Genomic DNA, 17,643 nt, shown 5'->3' with positions numbered 1-17,643 from the left:
AGCCAAAAGAGCCGCGCGAAATGCGCGGCTTTCTTGTTTTGACAGCCGGAAGCTGCGGATGACGCGCCGGCGGGAATTGCCAAGGCGGGGCCCGATCTGCATAGTCCCGCCCGCATCGATATCGTTTTTCGAAGGGGATAAGAGAACATGGCGGACGCCGACCTGGATGTCGTGATCCGGCAACTGGCCAGACAGCTGCATACGGGCCTGATGACCCGCGCCAAGGAGCGGCGGGATCGCTTCAACGGCCTTGCGGCCAAGGCCAAGGGCAAGGAGACCGGCGAGCGCTTCAAGATGATGGCCAAGGCCACCATGGAGCAGGCCACCGCCGCCGCCAAGCGCCTGCAGATGTCCGCTGACAACGTCGCCGACAGCTACGCGCGATCGATGCGTCTGGCCGCCAGCACGCCGGTGGCGGTGAAGGCGGAAAAGAAGGCTAAGGACGAGAAGCCGGCGAAGAAGGCTGCCAAGGCGAAGACGGCAAAAGCCAAGAAGGCGAAGTAAGGCGAAGGCTTCTTCCTTCTCCCCTTGCGGGAGAAGGCCGCCTATGCCGCCCTCTCCCACAAGGGGAAAGGGGAAGAGCCGCAGCTCTGGATATTTCTACCGCCGCGGCGCCGACATCTGCGTCGGCTCGGCGCTGGCAAGCTCGGCGAGCTTGGCGCGCGCGGCCTCTCGCGCACGGCCGTCCTTGCCGGCGGGCAGCGTCAGCGCGGCCTCGAAATCGGCGCGGGCGTCGTCGGCCTGGCCGCGGGCGAGGAACGCCAGACCGCGATCGAGACGGGCCTGCGCATCGGAGGGGTCGAGGCGGACCGCCGTGTTGTAGCTCAGGATGGCGCGATCGAGATCGCCCATGGCGGCGAGCGCGAGCCCGCGCTGGTGATAGGGCGCGGCGCGCTTGGGATCATGCGCGATCGCCTCGTCGTAATCCGCAACCGCAAGCTCCAGATCGCCGTTCTGCCGGCGCGCCAGCGCCCGGTCGCGATAGAACGAGGCGCGGTTGGGATTGAGATGGATGGCCTCGTCGAAATCAGCGATCGCCCGCTTGAAGTCGCCGTGACGCAGCGCGATCCGCCCGCGCCCCTCATAGGCGAAAGCGATCAGCGAGCCGCGGAGCGGCGAGAAGCCGATCACAGCCGAGCAGAGGTCGGGATCGTCCTCGTCGCCGCAATTGACGACCATGTGCGTGGACAGGCCGACGAGCACGCAAAGGACGATCAGCAATGGTACGGCAGCTCGGGTCATCTTCGACGATGGCCGGCGGAGGACCGGCCACGCATCCCCTTTCGAAGGAATGGTCACGCCGAGGTGTTAACACCGGCGGGGACGACCCTGTGTGCGCCAGGTCACAAAGCCGGACGCAAATCCTCACCGGTTCCGTCAGCCCCAGGGTCCACGAGAGGGGTCACGCGAGGAGCGGCCCCAGGGACCGCGCGGCGGGTAGTTCTCGTTGGCGCCGACCGACGGCGCCGACCGCGCGCCGAGCTCGGCCGCGAGCTGCTGGAGGGCGGCGATGCGGTTCTGCGTCGAGGGATGGGTAGCGAACAGATTATCCACGCCGTGGCCCGACAGCGGGTTGATGATGAACATATGCGCGGTCGCGGGGTTTCGCTCGGCCTCGTAGTTCGGCACCTGGTGCGCGGCGCCTTCGATCTTCACCAGCGCGGAGGCCAGCCACATCGGCTGCCCCGCAATGCGCGCACCGAGATTGTCCGCGGCATATTCGCGGGTGCGGCTGATCGCCATCTGCACCAGCATGGCGGCGAGCGGGGCGAGAATCATCATCAGGATCGATCCGACGATGCCGAGACCATTGTTGTTATCGCGATGGCCGCCGAAGAACATGCCGAACTGCGCGAGCATGGAGATGGCGCCTGCGATGGTCGCGGTAATGGTCATCAAGAGCGTGTCGTGATGCTTGATGTGCGCAAGCTCGTGCGCGATCACGCCTGCGAGTTCCTCGCGGCTGAGCTGCTGCATCAGACCGGTGGTGACGGCGACCGCGGCGTTCTCGGGATTGCGCCCGGTCGCGAACGCATTCGGCTGCGGCTCGTCCATCACGAACACGCGCGGCATCGGCAGGCCGGCGCGGCCCGCGAGCTCGGCAACGAGGCCGACGAGGTCCGGTGCGCTGGCACGGTCGACCTCATGGGCGCCGTACATGCTGAGCACCATGCGGTCGGAGTTCCAGTAAGTGAAGAGATTGGTCGCGGCGGCAATGACGAGCGCGATCATGGCGCCGGAGGCGCCGCCGATGAGATAGCCGACGCCCATGAACAGGGCGGTGAGGCCAGCGAGAAGAATTGCGGTGCGAAGATAGTTCATCGTCGTTTCCCTGCTGCCGTGGCCAGCCCGCCGCAACAGACTCCAATGAGCTAGGGATTTGCCCTCCGGCACTTCAAGGGGCGCTTCCTGCGTCGACGCGCCGCGGTGAAGGGCAGGCGTTTTCGCGCTTCAAGAACCCGAGGCGTTCAGCCTTTTTCTCCCGGTGGCTGGTACTTGATCGACGAGGCCTTTTTCAGCGCGGCGAGCGTCTCCTCCACGGTCAGCAAGACAGTCGTCTGCATGGTGCTCAGCGCACCGCCGGCGCCGATCGCGAGCGCCGTCGCCGCCATCGAGACGTTATCCGGAGCCTCCCATAAAGTGTATCCGTCGTGATCGCCGAAGGCGTACCAGAAGCCGTGCAATTTTCCGCCAACCCCTTTGATGTATTCCTCGGCAGCCGTTCGGCGATCCTCGGGATTCTTGATGAGCTTGGCCCATGTTGCCGGCGTGTAGCTGAACCTGGTCAAGTAGAGGGTCATAGGTTTCCTCCGTCGCTCTTTGAGAGCCACCGGGCAGCCAAATCGCGCCACGTCGTCAAGCCTGAGCCGGCGCCTGCCCGCGATCTTCCGCCGAGTATATGCGAGGTAAAGGCGGAGCGCGACACGCCGAGCGACGGAACAGAGCGAGATTGGCGCACGCGAGGGTATGGCACGTGTCCGGCATTTCACCTAAACTTTGGCAGATTCCACGTGCTTCCTCCCTGCCGGAAACCCCATGATCCAGACCCGACTTGCGATCGCGGCCGTCGCAGCTATCGCTCTCGCCTTTCCCGCTTCCGCGCAATTGCTGCCGCCGCCCGCAAAGCCGGTGACGCCGAAACCGGCCGCCCCCTCGCCGCGCGCGGCGTCGTGTCACAATGGCGCGAGCTTCGACCGTTTCCTCGCCGACGTGAAGAGCCAGGCGGTCGCCGCCGGCGTGTCGCAGCGGACGATCGCAGAGACCTCGCCCTACCTCATCTACGACCAGGGCATCGTCAACCGCGACCGCGGTCAGCGCGTGTTCGGCCAGCTCTTCACCGAGTTTGCCGGCCGCATGGCCGCGCCCTATCGCATGCAGAACGGGCAGCAGCACATCAAGCAATATGCTGCCGCGTTCGCGCGCGCCGAGAAGGAATATGGCGTACCGCCGGCCGTGATCGCCGCCTTCTGGGGCCTCGAGAGCGATTTCGGCGCCAACATGGGCAACCTGCCGACGCTGAAATCGCTGGTGTCGCTCGCCTATGATTGCCGACGCTCGGAGATGTTCGTGGGCGAGACCATCGCCGCGCTGAAGATCATCGATCGCGGCGATCTGCATCCCGACGAGATGATCGGCTCCTGGGCCGGCGAGCTCGGGCAGACGCAATTCCTGCCCGTGCATTACGTCAACTACGCCGTCGATTACGACGGCGACGGACGGCGTGACCTGTTGCGCTCGGGGGCCGATGTGATTGGCTCGACAGCGAACTACATCGCCAACGGATTGAAGTGGAAGCGCGGCGAGCCGTGGCTGGAGGAGATCAAGGTGCCGCAAAACCTGCCGTGGGAGAAGACCGATCTCACGGTGCGCGAGCCGCGTTCGACATGGGCGCAGCTCGGGGTCACCTATCCCGACGGACGGCCGCTGCCGAACGACAATCTTGCGGCGTCCGTGCTGCTGCCGATGGGACGCTTTGGTCCCGCCTTCATGGCCTACCCGAATTTCGCCGCCTACACCGAGTGGAATAACTCGCTGATCTACTCGACCACCGCGGGCTATCTCGCCTCGCGCATCGCCGGTGCCGCGCCGATGCGCAAGCCGACGGCGCCGGTCGCGCAATTGCCGTTCAACGAGCTCAAGGAATTGCAGCAGCTGCTGGTCCGCGCCGGTTTCAATGTCGGCAAGGTCGACGGTGTGCTGGGCCAGCAGAGCCGCACTGCGGTGAAGGCGATGCAGATCAAGCACGGCCTGCCCGCGGATTCCTGGCCGACAGCGGAGCTGCTCGCGCGCATGCGCGGCGGCGGCACGGCGCAGGCGCAGCCGGCGGGGGTGATCCGTTAAATCTATCCGTAGTCATTCCCCGCGAAAGCGGGGAGTCCAGTACGCCGCGGTCTCTCGATTGAACCACGACCATCTCGGAGTACTGGATCGCCCGGTCGAGCCGGGCGATGACAGCGAGTGTGGGGCGGCGATGACAGCGAGGATGTGAAAGGAGAATTTTCGCATCGCACAAGCCGCTTCCGCGATTGCATTTTTCCATGACGCTCCCATGTGAGTGACTCAGGTTTTCTCCTGAGTTTCCCACCATGAGAGCGAGCATCACATGTCCTTCTACGACGCCGTCGTCCCCGCCTATTTGCAGATGTTGAACAGCCTCACCGGCCTGCTCAGCAAAGCCGAGGCGCATTGCGCGGCCAAAAAGATCGACCCCAGCGTCCTGCTGGGCTCCCGCCTGTTTCCGGACATGCTGCCACTGTCGAAGCAGATCCAGCTCGTCAGCGATTTCGCCACCAAGGGCTGCGCGCGGCTGACCCACAGCGAGGTGCCTTCGAATCCCGATACCGAAAAGACGTTCGAGGAATTGAAGCAGCGGCTCGCCAGGACCATCGACTACGTGAAGTCGTTCAAGCCCGAGCAGTTCGAAGGTGCCGATGCCAAGGACGTCACCTTCCCGACCGGGCCCGATAAGACCACGACCCTGAAGGGCCAGCAGTTCCTGAGCGCGTTCTCGCTGCCGAACTTCTATTTCCACTGCGCGACCGCCCACGGCATCCTCCGTCACAACGGCGTCGAGATCGGCAAGCGCGATTTCATGGGCGCAAACTGATTGCGAAATCGCACGGCCGCGTAGCGGAATTCTGCTGTCGCGGCCGAAATTGCACACGAATTATGCTGCGCGGTCCTTGCCGCGCAGCTCGCCTGCACTTTCCGTATGGCTCGTCCCTTGCGTCTGATGTCGCGATGCACAAGTGTCCCAGACCTCTCACCGCCTGGAAGCATTCCCATGAGCCGTTCGACCAAATTGTTTGAGACCTACAAGCTCGGCCCGATCACGCTGGCTAACCGCCTTGTCATGGCGCCGCTGACGCGCAACCGCGCCGTTCCCGGCACATTCGTGCCCGGCGCCCTCGCCGCCGACTACTACGCCCAGCGCGCCTCCGCAGGCCTGCTGGTCACCGAAGCGAGCCAGATTTCACAGCAGGGGCAGGGCTACCAGGACACGCCCGGCATCTACTCGAAGGACCAGATCGCCGGCTGGCGCAAGGTCACCGACAAGGTCCACGCGCGTGGCGGCAAGATCTTCATCCAGCTCTGGCATGTCGGCCGCATCTCGCATGTCGATCTCCAGGCGAACCGCGCAGCTCCGGTGGCGCCGAGCGCGATCCGCGCCAAGGGCAAGACTTTCGTCAACGGCGGCTTCGCCGACGTCTCCGAGCCGCGCGCGCTCGAGCTTGCCGAAATTCCAGGCATTATCGACGACTTCAAGCGTGCGACGAAGAACGCGCTGGAAGCCGGCTTCGACGGCGTCGAGATCCACGGCGCCAACGGCTACCTGCTCGACCAGTTCGCACGGGATGGCGCCAACAAGCGCACGGATGCCTATGGCGGCTCGATCGAGAACCGCGCGCGGCTGATGCTGGAAGTCGCCAAGGCCGTCGCCAGTGAGGCCGGCAGCGATCGCACCGGCATCCGCATCTCGCCGGTGACGCCGGCCAACGACCTCTCCGACTCCAATCCGCAAGCCTTGTTCGACCACATCGTCGACGGCCTCAGCGCGCTCAAGCTGGTCTATCTCCACGTCGTCGAGGGCGCCACCGGCGGCCCGCGCGACATCGCGCCGTTCGACTATGCGTCCTTGCGCAAACGCTTCTCCGGCGCCTACGTCGCCAACAACGGCTACGATTTCGACCTCGCGACCAAGGTGCTGGACACCAACGCGGCCGATCTCATCGCCTTCGGCAAGCCGTTCATCTCCAACCCCGACCTGGTCGAGCGGCTGAAGCAGGGCGCAGCGCTGAACGACTGGGACAAGAACACCTTCTACGGCGGCGGCGCCAAGGGGTATACGGACTATCCGACGCTGGCGGCCGAGCCGGCGGAGTGAGGACCAATCACACGACGACTGTCATTCCCCGCGAAGGCGGGGAATCCAGTACGCCGCGGCTTCTCGGTTCGATCACAACCGTCTCGGAGTACTGGATTGCCCGCCTTCGCGGGCGATGACAGCGAGTTTGTGGAAACGGCGCGCCTCACCAACAACAAAAAGGCCGGGATCGCTCCCGGCCTTTCGTGCTTTCTCTACCCGCCGCTTACTTCGCTTCCGCGCGCTTCGGGGGAGTGGCCGGCCACGACTTGATCAGCGTGTCGTAGTCGACCGTCTCGCCCTTCGGCTTCTCGTTGGCGAGCTTGCGCTGGGGCGCGATGGTGCCGTCCTTCTCAGCCTTTGCGAACCAGTACTCCGGCTTCTCCTTCTTGTGGAGCTTCGGACCGCAGGCGCCCTGCACGCCGGACTTCTCCAGACGCTCCATCACGGAGTCCTGGGCAGCCGCAAGGGCATCCATCGCGGCTTGCGGCGTCTTCGCACCGGACGACGCATCGCCGATGTTCTGCCACCACAGCTGCGCGAGCTTCGGATAGTCGGGCACGTTGTTGCCGGTCGGGGTCCACTGCACGCGCGCGGGCGAGCGGTAGAACTCGATCAGGCCGCCGAGCTTCGGCGCACGCTCGGTGAACGACTTGTCCCAGATGTCGGATTCACGGATGAAGGTGAGACCGACATGGCTCTTCTTCAAGCTCACCGACTTGGAGATGATGAACTGGAGATAGAGCCAGGCTGCCTTGCGGCGATCCGCCGGGGTCGACTTCAGAAGCGTCACGGAGCCGGCGTCCTGGTAGCCGAGCTTCATGCCTTCCTTCCAGTACGAACCGTGCGGCGACGGGGCCATACGCCATTTCGGCGTACCGTCCGCGTTCATCACGGCGATGCCCGGCTTCACCATGTCGGCGGTGAAGGCGGTGTACCAGAACATCTGCTGGGCGATGTTGCCCTGCGCCGGCACGGGGCCTGCCTCGGAGAAGGTCATGCCCTGCGCCTGCGGCGGCGCATACTTCTTCAACCAGTCGAGGTATTTGGTGATCGAGTAGACCGCGGCCGGACCGTTGGTGTCGCCACCACGCTCCACGCTCGAGCCCACCGGGCGGCAGCCTTCCATGCGGATGCCCCATTCGTCGACCGGCAGGCCGTTCGGAATGCCCTTGTCACCGTTGCCGGCCATCGACAGCCAGGCGTCGGTGAAGCGCCATCCGAGCGAGGGGTCCTTCTTGCCATAATCCATATGGCCGTAGACCTTGACGCCGTTGATCTCCTTGATGTCGTTGGTGAAGAACTCGGCGATGTCCTCATAGGCGGACCAGTTCACGGGCACGCCGAGCTCGTAGCCATACTTGGCCTTGAACTTGGCCTTGTAGTCGGGATTGGTGAACCAGTCGTAGCGGAACCAATAGAGGTTGGCGAACTGCTGGTCCGGCAGCTGATAGAGCTTGCCGTCCGGCCCCGTGGTGAACGACTTGCCGGTGAAGTCGTTGACGTCGAGCATGGGATCGGTGACGTCCTTACCCTCGCCCGCCATATAGTCCGACAGCACGACCGTCTGGCCGTAGCGGAAATGCGTGCCGATCAGGTCGGAGTCGTTGATCCAGCCGTCATAGACGTTCTTGCCCGACTGCATCTGGGTCTGGAGCTTCTCGACGACGTCACCTTCCTGGATGAGGTCATGCTTGAGCTTGATGCCGGTCAGCTCGGAGAACGCCTTGGCCAGCGTCTGCGATTCATATTCGTGGGTGGTGATGGTCTCGGAGACGACGTTGATCTCCATGCCCTTGAAGGGCTCGGCGGCCTTGGCGAACCACTCCAGCTCCTTCTTCTGGTCTTCCTTCGACAGCGTCGAGGGCTGGAATTCCGCGATCCACTTCTGGATCACGGCGTCGTCGGCGGCGCGAACCGGCGCCGAGACGGCGAACGACACTGCTACGATCGCAGCGGCGCTGGACATGGTCAGAAAGCTATTCTTGGTCAATGGACCTTTCCTTCTCCTAAACTGTCGCATGTTGTTCCTCCGTTGCAGCGACAAACTTTTATACAGGCCCGGGTTGCCCCCCGGATCTGGCCGTCCCTTCGCGAGCTTCAGACCGTGCGAAAAATGAGCACGGCCGTGGCCAGCGAAATTCCACTTGCGAGCCACAGGCTCGAAATCTCAAGACCATCCTCGCCGACCGGCAGCGTGGCGATCGGATCGGTGCCGACGAGGCCGATCCACACGAGGTGGATGACGGCGGCCACGATCAACGAGACGAACAGGCGATCGCCGCGCGTCGTCGGGATGCGCAGCACGCCGACGCGCTCGGCCTCGGGATAGACCGCGGCGAGCCAGGTCATCACGGCGAGCGTGCAGGCCAGCGCGGCGAAGAAGATCGCGGTCGGCAGCGTCCAGGCCATCCATGCGATAGACTCCATGGTTGCCCCCTTACACGCGGCCGAGCGCGAACCCGCGCGCGATATAGTTGCGGACGAACCAGATCACGAGCGCGCCCGGAATGATGGTGAGCACGCCGGCTGCCGCCAGCAGCCCCCAATCCATGCCGGCGGCCGACACCGTGCGCGTCATGATCGCGGCGATCGGCTTGGCCGACACCGAGGTCAGCGTGCGCGCGAGCAAGAGCTCGACCCAGGAGAACATGAAGCAGAAGAAGGCGGCGACGCCGATGCCGCTCGCGATCAGCGGCACCAGGATCTTGATGAAGAAGCGCGGGAAGGAATAGCCGTCGAGGAAGGCGGTCTCGTCGATCTCGCGCGGCACACCGGAGACGAAGCCTTCGAGGATCCAGACCGCCAGCGGCACGTTGAAGATGCAGTGCGCGAGCGCGACGGCCCAGGGTGTGTCGAACAGGCCGATCGCCGAATAGAGGTTGAAGAACGGCAGCGCGTAGACCGCGGCCGGCGCCATGCGGTTCGACAACAGCCAGAAGAACAGGTGCTTGTCGCCGAGGAAGCGGTAGCGCGAGAACGCATAGGCCGCCGGCAGGGCCACCGCGATCGAGATGATGGTGTTGAGGACGACGTATTCGAGCGAGTTGATGTAGCCGGAATACCAGCTCTCGTCGGTGAAGATGCGCTTGTAGTGCTGCAGCGTCGGCGTATGCGGCCACAGCGTCATCGTCGAGACGATCTCGCTGTTGGTCTTGAAGCTCATGTTGACGAGCCAGTAGATCGGCAGCAGCAGGAAGACCAGGAACAGCCCCATGATGAGGCGGCGGCCGGGGATCGAATGCATCAGGCCACTCCTTCCTTTGGCTTGAGTGCGGGCACGGGCTTGAGCCCGACCGAAGGCTTGGGTTCCACCGCCGGCTCGCTCGAAGCCTGGACTTTGCGTTCGACGCCGGCATTGGTCATGACGGTGTAGAAGATCCAGCAGACGATCAGGATGATGAGATTGTAGACGAGCGACAGTGCCGCGGCCTTGCCGAGGTCGAACTGGCCGAGCGCGATCTTGACGAGCTCGATCGACACGAAGGTCGTTGAATTGCCGGGCCCGCCGCCAGTGACGACGAACGGCTCGGTGTAGATCATGAAGCTGTCCATGAAGCGCAGCAGCACGGCGATCAGCAGCACGCGGTTCATCTTCGGCAGCTGGATCGCCTTGAACACGGCCCACCGCGAGGCGCCGTCGATCTGGGCAGCCTGGTAATAGGCTTCGGGAATCGACTTCAGGCCGGCGTAGCAGAGCAGCGCGACGAGGCTGGTCCAGTGCCAGACGTCCATCACGATGACGGTGACCCAGGCATCGATGTCGTTGGAGACATAATTATAGTCGAAGCCGGCAGCGTTGAGCACATAGCCGAGCAGACCGATGTCCGGTCGGCCGAAGATCTGCCAGATCGTGCCGACCACGTTCCAGGGAATCAGCAGCGGCAGCGCGAGGATCACGAGGCAGGCCGCGACGGTCCAGCCCTCGCGCGGCATCGACAACGCGACGACGATGCCGAGCGGCACCTCGATCGCGAGGATCACCAGCGAGAAGAACAGGTTGCGGCCGAGCGAGGCGAGGAAGCGGCCACCGAGATCGGTCGAGGGATCGAGCAGCTCCTTGAACCAGCCGACGCCGTTCCAGAAGAACTGGTTGTTGCCGAAGGTGTCCTGCATCGAATAGTTCACCACCGTCATCAGCGGCAGCACCGCCGAGAAGGCGACGACCAGGAACACCGGCAGCACCAGGAACCAGGCTTTTTGGTTGACGGTCTTGTCCATCAGGCGGCTCCCTCCACCAGAAGGCTGTCGGCATAGACGTGCACATGCGACGGATCGAATTTCAGCCCGGCGGTGCCGTCCGCGCTGGTGAAGCCCGCCGGCGCCCGCGCCGCGAGCTTGGCGTCGCCGACGCGCACGCGCGCGAAGCGGATGCGGCCGAGATCGTCGATGCGTTCGATCCTGGCGGTGAGCAGGCCCGGCGCGGGCCCGACGACCTCGACGAATTCGGGACGCACGCCGATCTCGATCTTGGCGCCCGCAGGCAGATTGTCGTACGCGCGGTTGAGCGCGATGACGTGGCCGCCGACCTTGGCCTCGCGTCCCTGCACCTCCGCCGGCAGGATGTTCATGCCGGGCGAGCCGATGAAGTAGCCGACGAAGGTGTGCGCGGGCTTGTCGAACAGCTCGGCGGGCGTGCCGCTCTGCACCACGCGGCCGTCATGCATGACGACCACGGTGTCGGCGAAGGTCAGCGCCTCGGTCTGGTCGTGGGTGACGTAGATCATCGTGAGGTCGAGTTCGCGATGCAGCGCCTTCAGCTTGGAGCGGAGCTGCCATTTCAGCTCGGGATCGATCACCGTCAGCGGCTCGTCGAACAGCACGGCGGCGACGTCGGAGCGGACGAGGCCGCGGCCGAGCGAGATCTTCTGCTTGGCATCGGCCGTGAGCCGCGTCGCCTTGCGGTTCAAATAGGGCTCGAGGTCGAGCACGCGGCCGATCTCGGCAACGCGCTTGTCGATCTCGGCCTTGGGCACGCCGCGGTTCTTCAACGGAAACGCCAGGTTCTGCCCGACCGTCATGGTGTCGTAGATCACCGGAAACTGGAACACCTGGGCGATGTTGCGCTTCTGGGTCGACAGCGGTGTGATGTCCTTGCCGTCGAACAGGATCTGTCCGCGCGACGGCGTGATGATGCCGGAGATGACGTTGAGCAGCGTGGTCTTGCCGCAGCCGCTTGGGCCGAGCAGCGCATAGGCGCCGCCCTGCCGCCAGGTCATGGTGACGGGCTTCAGTGCAAAGCTTTCCTGCGGCGCATTGTTGCCGCCGTAGGAATGCGCGAGATCGACGAGGTCAATGCGGGCCATGGCGCATCCCCTCAAGATTTGGGAGCAGCGACCAAGCGGTCGGCTGCGTCAAAGACGAAAACGTCGTTGGGATCGAGCACGGCATCGATGGTCTGGCCGGGTTCGAACTCGTGCACGCCGTGCAGCACCGCCACCCAGTTCGATCCGTCGCGGGTCAGATGCACGAAACTCTCCGAACCGGTGATCTCGGTCACCGTGACAGTGGCGTGGAAGGCGTGGCGGTCTGTCTGGCCGTTGGCAAGCCCAAGCTGGTGGGCACGGAAGCCGACGCGATAGAATCCGTCGGGAAGCCCCGCATAAAGTCCGGACGCCGGTGCGGCGCTGCCGCCGGCATATTGCACCATGCCATCCCCCTTCTCGAGGCCCACGAGGTTGAGCGGCGGATCGGAAAAGACCTGCGCGACGCGCAAGGTCTGCGGCCGACGGTAGACATTGGCGGTCTCGCCCATCTGCAGCGCCTGCCCCTCCCACATGCACACCGTGTTGCCGCCGAGCAGCAGCGCCTCGGTCGGCTCGGTGGTGGCGTAGACAAAGATCGCGCCCGAGGCCTCGAAGATGCGCGGCAGCTCGGCGCGCAGCTCCTCGCGCAGCTTGTAGTCGAGATTGGCGAGCGGCTCGTCGAGCAGCACGAGATCGGCGCCCTTCACCAGCGCGCGCGCGATCGCGGTGCGCTGCTGCTGGCCGCCGGAGAGCTGCAGCGGCGTGCGCTTCAGGAACGGCTCGAGCCGCAGCAGCTTTGCGGCTTCAGCGACGCGCACCTCGATCTCGTCGCGCGGCTTGCCCTGCACGCGCAGGGGCGAGGCGATGTTCTCATAGACCGTCAGCGAGGGGTAGTTGATGAACTGCTGATAGACCATGGCGACCGAACGCTGGCGCACGTCGGCGCCGGTGACGTCCTTGCCGTTGACCAGAACCCTGCCTGATGTCGGCTTGTCGAGGCCGGCGAGCAATCGCATGATCGAGGTCTTGCCTGACAGCGTCGGCCCGAGCAGCACGTTGAGCGTACCGCTCTCCAGCGTCAGCGAGACGTCGCGGATGTGCTCGACGCCCTCGACGGTCCGGGTCACGTGATCGAGTGTCACGGTCATGAGCGTCCTCCTGCTTCCAGCAGGGGACTTTGCGGCACGGCGTGGGTCCTGATCCAGTCGTCAAGCGCCGCGATCTCGTCGGCAGATAGTCGCAGGCCGAGCTTGGAACGGCGCCAGACGATGTCCTCGGCGGTGACGGCCCATTCATTGGCCATGAGATAGCGGACCTCGCGCTCGGTCAGGGTCGCACCGAAGGCCTGGCCGAGATCGGCCGCCGATTTCGCATCGCCGAGCAGCTTGATCGCCCGTGTGCCGTAGGCGCGCGCGAGCCGCCGCGCATGCTCATGGCTGAGGAAGGGATAGCCGCGCTGGAGCTCAGCGATCAGCCCGTCGATATCGGACACATCCATGTCGCCGCCGGGCAGCGGCCATTTGCCGGTCCAGCCCTCGCGCGCTTTCGCACTGCGAAGATAGGGCGCCAGGCGTTCCAGGGCCTCCTCGGCAAGCCTCCGATAGGTCGTGATCTTGCCGCCATAGATCGACAGCAGCGGAACGCCACCGGGCGTGTCGAGCTCGAACACGTAGTCCCGCGTCGCGGCCTTGGCTTCGCTGGCGCCATCGTCATAAAGCGGACGCACGCCGGAATAGGTCCAGACCACGTCCTCCGGCATCACGGGCTTGGCCAGATATTCACTCGCCGCCTTGCAGAGATATTCGATCTCCTCGGCCGTCGCCTTCACCTTGGCGGGATCCCCGTCATAGTCGCGGTCGGTGGTGCCGATCAGCGTGAAATCGTCCTGGTACGGGATCACGAAGATGATGCGGCCGTCCGCGTTCTGGAACATGTAGGCGCGGTCGTGATCGTAGAGTTTTTTCACGACGATGTGCGAGCCCTGCACCAGGCGGACTTTTGCCTTGGCATTGACGCCGGCGCCGCGGCCGAGCACGTCCTCGACCCAGGGACCACCGGCATTGACCAGTGCGCGCGCCTGGACCTGCGAGCGCTCGCCGGTCAGCGTGTTGACCATGCTGACGGTCCAGAGGCCGTCGGACTGGCGAATCTCGGTGGCGCGGGTGCGGGTGCGGATCTCGGCGCCCTTGTCGGCGGCATCGCGCGCGTTGAGCACGACGAGGCGGGCGTCGTCGACGAAGCAATCCGAATATTCAAAGGCGCGGCTGTAGCGATTCGGGATCAGCGGCTTGCCGACCTCATCGCGCTTGAGATCGACCGAGCGGGTCGCCGGCAACAAATGGCGGCCGCCGATGTGGTCATAGAGGAAGAGGCCGAGGCGCAGCAGCCAGGCCGGGCGCAGGCCGGCGTGATGCGGCAAAACGAAACGCAGGGGACGGATGATGTGGGGCGCGATGCCCCAGAGAATCTCGCGCTCGATCAGCGCCTCGCGGACCAGGCGAAACTCGTAATATTCGAGATAGCGCAGGCCGCCATGCACCAGCTTGGTCGACCAGGACGACGTCCCACTCGCCAAATCGTTCATTTCGCACAGGAAAACCGTGTTGCCGCGCCCCACCGCGTCGCGCGCGATGCCGCAGCCGTTAACACCGCCTCCGATGATGGCGAGATCGAAAATACGCTCCAACAGACGCATCCCCCGGGCGACCGCCCGTTCGTCGGGCGGTTACTTTCGTTTTTGATTAGATCACACCAAAAAACGAAAGCAAGATGAAAGAGAGGCGAGAGGAAGTGAAAGAGGAACTTTTTCAGCGCCAATGAGGCGAAGAAAGTAGCAACAAGAACGGGAAAGTTTGGAGGCAAACGGCCCGATTGAGTGGCAAAGCGCCGACCACCTTGAATGTAGCAACATATCTACATATAGTTGTTGATCGTAAAGCATTGCTGCGACGAGGACGCGCTGACGATGGTAACCACCCTGACCAGCCGAGAATTCAACCAGGATACGAGCGGCGCCAAGAAAGCCGCCTCGCAGGGGCCCGTCTTCATTACGGACCGCGGCCGCCCGGCCCATGTCCTGCTGACCATCGAGGACTATTTGCGCCTGAGCGGCGGGCACATGAGCCTCGCCGACGCTCTGGCACAGGCGAACGCGGACTTCGATTTCGACGCGCCTCGCATGGGCGGCATCTCAAGGCCCGCCGATCTCGACTGATGTTTCTGCTGGATACCAATGTCATTTCCGAACTGAGGCGGCCGGACAAGGCTGATCGCAACGTCGTCGCCTGGGCCAATGCGGTGCCCGCGGCAAATTTCTTCATGTCCGCCATCTCGATTCTTGAAATTGAACTTGGCGCGCGCCTGATCGGGCGCAAAGACGCAGTGCAAGGTGCCGTCCTGCGTGCCTGGATCGACGATCACATTCTGGCCCGTTTCGAGGGGCGGATCCTGGCTATCGATACGGCGGTCGCACAGCGTTGTGCGCAACTTCATGTTCCCAATCCGCGGGCTGAACGCGATGCCCTCATTGCAGCGACCGCGCTTGTTCACGGCTTGACCGTTGTGACGCGCAATGTCGGGGATTTCGAACCTACCGGCGTGGCGCTGCTCAACCCGTGGAGCAGTACGTAAGTTCTATCTCAGCCGCACCACCGGCGCGGCTTCCGGTGCCGCATCCTGGGCATCGGCCGGTGCATCATCGATATCCGCCCCCTTCGGCAGCGCCTCCACCACTTCGATGCCCTTGCTGTGGCAGATCGTGGCGAGGCGCTCGGGGAGCTCCTGGTCGGTGACGAAAGTCTGGATCTGGGTGATATGGGCGATGCGCACCGGCGCGCTGCGGCGCAGCTTGGTGGAATCGGCAACCAGCATGACGCTGCGGGCGTTGGCGATGATGGCCTGCGCCACCTGCACCTCGCGATAGTCGAAGTCGAGCAGCGCGCCCTCCTCGTCGATCGCGGACGCGCCGATGATGGCGTAGTCGACCTTGAACTGGCCGATCAGCTGCGTCGCGGTCGAGCCGACCACCGCCCCGTCGGCACGCCGCACCGTGCCGCCGGCGACCACCACCTCGATGCGGGGATGGCGGTACAGCAGCATCGCGACGTTGAGATTGTTGGTGATGACGAGGAGGTCCTCGTGCGAGGTCAGCGCACTCGCGACCTCCTCGGTCGTGGTGCCGATGTTGATGAACAGCGAGCATCCGTTCGGGATCAGCGAGGCGGCGGCGGCGCCAATGGCCTTCTTCTCGTCGGCGGCGACGAAGCGGCGCGCCTCATAGGCGAGGTTTTCGACGCCGGAGGCGATGATGGCGCCGCCATGGATGCGGGTCAGCGATCTCCGCTCACAGAGATCGTTGAGATCCTTGCGGATGGTCTGCGCGGACACCTCGAACCGGCGCGCGAGCTCCTCGACCATGACACGGCCGGAGGCCCGCGCGATGTTGAGGATTTCGGCTTGGCGATGGGTCAGTCCGGTCACGGCAACGGCCTCAAATCAGAATGATGCATGGTGCGGCGGTTCGCGCCTTCGGTCAATGCGCGCGCCGATCACGGTTAATGGATGAAGAGGCCTCACCACGCCATTTCTTACCAGGTCATGACGCTCGCGAGACGCGCGAGCAGCGCCGGATCGTCGAAGGCGCTGGCGGACGTGACCGCGCCTGATGCAACCAGGTCAGCATGGCTGAGGCTGGTCCGGATGCCGATGGTCGGAATGCCTGCCGCCGTGGCCGATTGCACGCCGGTGCGGGAGTCCTCGAATGCGATCGAGGTTTCCGGCCTCGCGCTGACGAAACGCAGCCCTTCCTGATAGGGGAGCGGATGCGGCTTGCCATGCGGCAGCTCGGCGCCGATCACGAGCGCCTTGAAGCGATGCGTGATGCCGAGGCCGGAGAGCAGCAGCTCGGCGTTGAGACGCGGCGCGTTGGTCACGGCGACCATGGGGATGCCGGCGCTATCGGCCCGGTCGAGCAGCGCCATCAGTCCGGGCAGAGGCGCGATCTGCCCGGCCACCAGCGTGCGGAAGACCTCTTCCTTCTCGTCGAGGATCAGGGCGCGCCTCTCCGGCGCCTCGTGGGGCAGAAAGCGCTCGCCGATCGCGACATTGGCGAAGCCTTGCAGCTCCCGGGAGAAGCGTGCGTGATCGAAGACATGGCCGTGAGGACCGAGCACCTTGTTGAAGGCCTTCAGGTGCAACGGATCGGTGTCGGCGAGCGTGCCGTCGATGTCGAACAACAACGCCCTGCCCATCGCATCGTAGCTGGCCTCGATCATTTCCGTACTTTCCCAAATGCGCGACGCATCGATACGGAAGACGTATCAATACGACCTCGATCGCGCAATGACGCATCCACATGACCGCCACGTGACACTCGACAAAGCCGCGCGCGGCTGCAACACTCGGCGCAAGATCAAAAAGGAGGAAACGATGACGATCAACCGACGCGATCTGGCTCTCTCGACTCTTGCCGTCTCGGCGCTTGCGCTCACGACACCAGTGCTCGCAGCCTCGGCCGACGAAGAGGCCGTGGCGAAGAAGGTCGAGGCCTTCCGCCTCGCCCAGATCGCGGCCGACCCGAAGGCGCTCGGCGCACTGTGCTGGGACGATCTGAGCTACAGCCATTCCAGCGGCAAGGTCGAAGACAAGGCGACCTTCATCGCCAACGCCACCGACGGCAAATCGAAATTCCTGTCGATCGAATACAAGGATCCCACCATCAAGGTCGTCGGCCCTGCCGCGATCGTACGCTTCCACTGGCTGGGCGAGCAGGAGATGGCGGCCGATGGGAAGAAAGTATCGACCAACCTTCACATCCTGATGAACTGGCAGAAGCAGGGCGACGATTGGAAGCTCTTGTCGCGGGCCGCGACGAAGCTGTGATGACGTTCTTACCCTCTCCCCCTGTGGGCTAAGGCGTGCACATATCTCGGAGCCTCCAACCGGCTGACATTTGCTTGAAGCGGTGCCACCCTCTGCGCATAGTGATGGGACCTGGTGGCCGCTCCGAGGCGTAGCCGGTCCATCCTCCGAGGC

The 17,643-nt window shown here is 64.3% G+C and carries 19 protein-coding genes; 7 read left to right on the top strand and 12 right to left on the bottom strand.

Annotated features, from left to right (window positions below; translation table 11 throughout):
• The first annotated feature begins 147 nt into the window (after window positions 1-147).
• Entirely contained in the window at window positions 148-504 is a 357-nt protein-coding gene (locus tag CVM73_RS29815; RefSeq protein ID WP_100235362.1) for a hypothetical protein, read from the top strand.
• A gap of 96 nt (window positions 505-600) precedes the next feature.
• Here CVM73_RS29815 and CVM73_RS29810 read toward each other — a convergent pair whose 3' ends face one another.
• The 3 genes from CVM73_RS29810 to CVM73_RS29800 form a co-directional block, all read right to left on the bottom strand.
• Window positions 601-1,242 carry a tetratricopeptide repeat protein gene (locus CVM73_RS29810; RefSeq protein ID WP_208639259.1) on the bottom strand — a complete coding sequence of 214 codons (642 nt, stop codon included), beginning with the start codon at window positions 1,240-1,242 and terminating at the stop codon, window positions 601-603.
• 135 nt (window positions 1,243-1,377) lie between these two features.
• Window positions 1,378-2,322 carry a zinc metalloprotease HtpX gene (gene htpX / locus CVM73_RS29805; protein WP_100235360.1) on the bottom strand — a complete coding sequence of 315 codons (945 nt, stop codon included), beginning with the start codon at window positions 2,320-2,322 and terminating at the stop codon, window positions 1,378-1,380.
• Window positions 2,323-2,468: 146 nt separating this feature from the next.
• Window positions 2,469-2,801 carry a GYD domain-containing protein gene (locus CVM73_RS29800; protein ID WP_100235359.1) on the bottom strand — a complete coding sequence of 111 codons (333 nt, stop codon included), beginning with the start codon at window positions 2,799-2,801 and terminating at the stop codon, window positions 2,469-2,471.
• Between the two features lie 235 nt (window positions 2,802-3,036).
• Here CVM73_RS29800 and CVM73_RS29795 point away from each other — a divergent pair, with 235 nt between their 5' ends.
• From CVM73_RS29795 to CVM73_RS29785, 3 genes are all read left to right on the top strand, one after another.
• A complete protein-coding gene (locus CVM73_RS29795) occupies window positions 3,037-4,341 on the top strand; it encodes a lytic murein transglycosylase (protein WP_100235358.1) in 1,305 nt (434 codons plus the stop codon).
• A gap of 262 nt (window positions 4,342-4,603) precedes the next feature.
• Window positions 4,604-5,107 carry a DUF1993 domain-containing protein gene (locus CVM73_RS29790; protein ID WP_100235357.1) on the top strand — a complete coding sequence of 168 codons (504 nt, stop codon included), beginning with the start codon at window positions 4,604-4,606 and terminating at the stop codon, window positions 5,105-5,107.
• 177 nt (window positions 5,108-5,284) lie between these two features.
• Complete coding sequence (locus CVM73_RS29785) at window positions 5,285-6,385, top strand: alkene reductase (protein WP_100235356.1); 1,101 nt, start codon at window positions 5,285-5,287, stop codon at window positions 6,383-6,385.
• 205 nt (window positions 6,386-6,590) lie between these two features.
• Here the strand turns inward: CVM73_RS29785 and CVM73_RS29780 are convergent, their stop codons facing one another.
• From CVM73_RS29780 to glpD, 7 genes are all read right to left on the bottom strand, one after another.
• Complete coding sequence (locus tag CVM73_RS29780) at window positions 6,591-8,333, bottom strand: ABC transporter substrate-binding protein (protein ID WP_167407140.1); 1,743 nt, start codon at window positions 8,331-8,333, stop codon at window positions 6,591-6,593.
• Window positions 8,334-8,464: 131 nt separating this feature from the next.
• Window positions 8,465-8,794: a DUF2160 domain-containing protein gene (locus CVM73_RS29775; RefSeq protein ID WP_100235354.1), complete on the bottom strand. Its 330-nt coding sequence runs from the start codon at window positions 8,792-8,794 to the stop codon at window positions 8,465-8,467.
• A 10-nt stretch (window positions 8,795-8,804) separates the two neighbouring features.
• Window positions 8,805-9,611, bottom strand: coding sequence for a carbohydrate ABC transporter permease (locus tag CVM73_RS29770; protein ID WP_100235353.1), 807 nt, complete (start codon window positions 9,609-9,611; stop codon window positions 8,805-8,807).
• Window positions 9,611-10,585, bottom strand: coding sequence for a carbohydrate ABC transporter permease (locus CVM73_RS29765; protein ID WP_100235352.1), 975 nt, complete (start codon window positions 10,583-10,585; stop codon window positions 9,611-9,613). Before CVM73_RS29765 ends, CVM73_RS29770 begins: the two co-directional genes overlap by 1 nt.
• The gene (locus CVM73_RS29760; protein WP_100235351.1) at window positions 10,585-11,670 is read right to left on the bottom strand and encodes an ABC transporter ATP-binding protein; all 1,086 of its coding nucleotides are present in this window, start codon (window positions 11,668-11,670) and stop codon (window positions 10,585-10,587) included. Before CVM73_RS29760 ends, CVM73_RS29765 begins: the two co-directional genes overlap by 1 nt.
• An 11-nt stretch (window positions 11,671-11,681) precedes the next feature.
• Window positions 11,682-12,758 carry an ABC transporter ATP-binding protein gene (locus CVM73_RS29755; protein WP_100235350.1) on the bottom strand — a complete coding sequence of 359 codons (1,077 nt, stop codon included), beginning with the start codon at window positions 12,756-12,758 and terminating at the stop codon, window positions 11,682-11,684.
• Window positions 12,755-14,305 carry a glycerol-3-phosphate dehydrogenase gene (gene glpD / locus CVM73_RS29750; RefSeq protein WP_100235349.1) on the bottom strand — a complete coding sequence of 517 codons (1,551 nt, stop codon included), beginning with the start codon at window positions 14,303-14,305 and terminating at the stop codon, window positions 12,755-12,757. Before glpD ends, CVM73_RS29755 begins: the two co-directional genes overlap by 4 nt.
• A 270-nt stretch (window positions 14,306-14,575) precedes the next feature.
• Here glpD and CVM73_RS29745 point away from each other — a divergent pair, with 270 nt between their 5' ends.
• Together CVM73_RS29745 and CVM73_RS29740 are read left to right on the top strand one after the other, a co-directional pair.
• On the top strand, window positions 14,576-14,824 hold the full coding sequence (locus tag CVM73_RS29745) for a type II toxin-antitoxin system Phd/YefM family antitoxin (RefSeq protein WP_100235412.1): 249 nt from the start codon (window positions 14,576-14,578) through the stop codon (window positions 14,822-14,824).
• Complete coding sequence (locus tag CVM73_RS29740) at window positions 14,824-15,240, top strand: type II toxin-antitoxin system VapC family toxin (RefSeq protein WP_100235348.1); 417 nt, start codon at window positions 14,824-14,826, stop codon at window positions 15,238-15,240. The genes CVM73_RS29745 and CVM73_RS29740 overlap by 1 nt, the downstream gene beginning before the upstream one ends.
• Before the next feature lie 3 nt (window positions 15,241-15,243).
• On the opposite strand, the gene CVM73_RS29735 is transcribed toward CVM73_RS29740, so the two are convergent.
• Window positions 15,244-16,089, bottom strand: coding sequence for a DeoR/GlpR family DNA-binding transcription regulator (locus tag CVM73_RS29735; RefSeq protein ID WP_035699976.1), 846 nt, complete (start codon window positions 16,087-16,089; stop codon window positions 15,244-15,246).
• A gap of 107 nt (window positions 16,090-16,196) precedes the next feature.
• Window positions 16,197-16,883, bottom strand: a complete 687-nt coding sequence (locus tag CVM73_RS29730; protein WP_100235347.1) for an HAD family hydrolase — start codon at window positions 16,881-16,883, stop codon at window positions 16,197-16,199.
• Between the two features lie 154 nt (window positions 16,884-17,037).
• On the opposite strand from CVM73_RS29730, the gene CVM73_RS29725 reads away from it, so the two are divergent.
• A complete protein-coding gene (locus CVM73_RS29725) occupies window positions 17,038-17,490 on the top strand; it encodes a nuclear transport factor 2 family protein (RefSeq protein WP_100235411.1) in 453 nt (150 codons plus the stop codon).
• Window positions 17,491-17,643 lie beyond the last annotated feature (153 nt).

Origin of the sequence: Bradyrhizobium forestalis, from assembly GCF_002795245.1 — a bacterium.
GTDB lineage: Bacteria > Pseudomonadota > Alphaproteobacteria > Rhizobiales > Xanthobacteraceae > Bradyrhizobium > Bradyrhizobium forestalis.
Note: the sequence above shows the minus strand (reverse complement) of the source record. Positions and strands in the feature narration are given on the sequence as shown.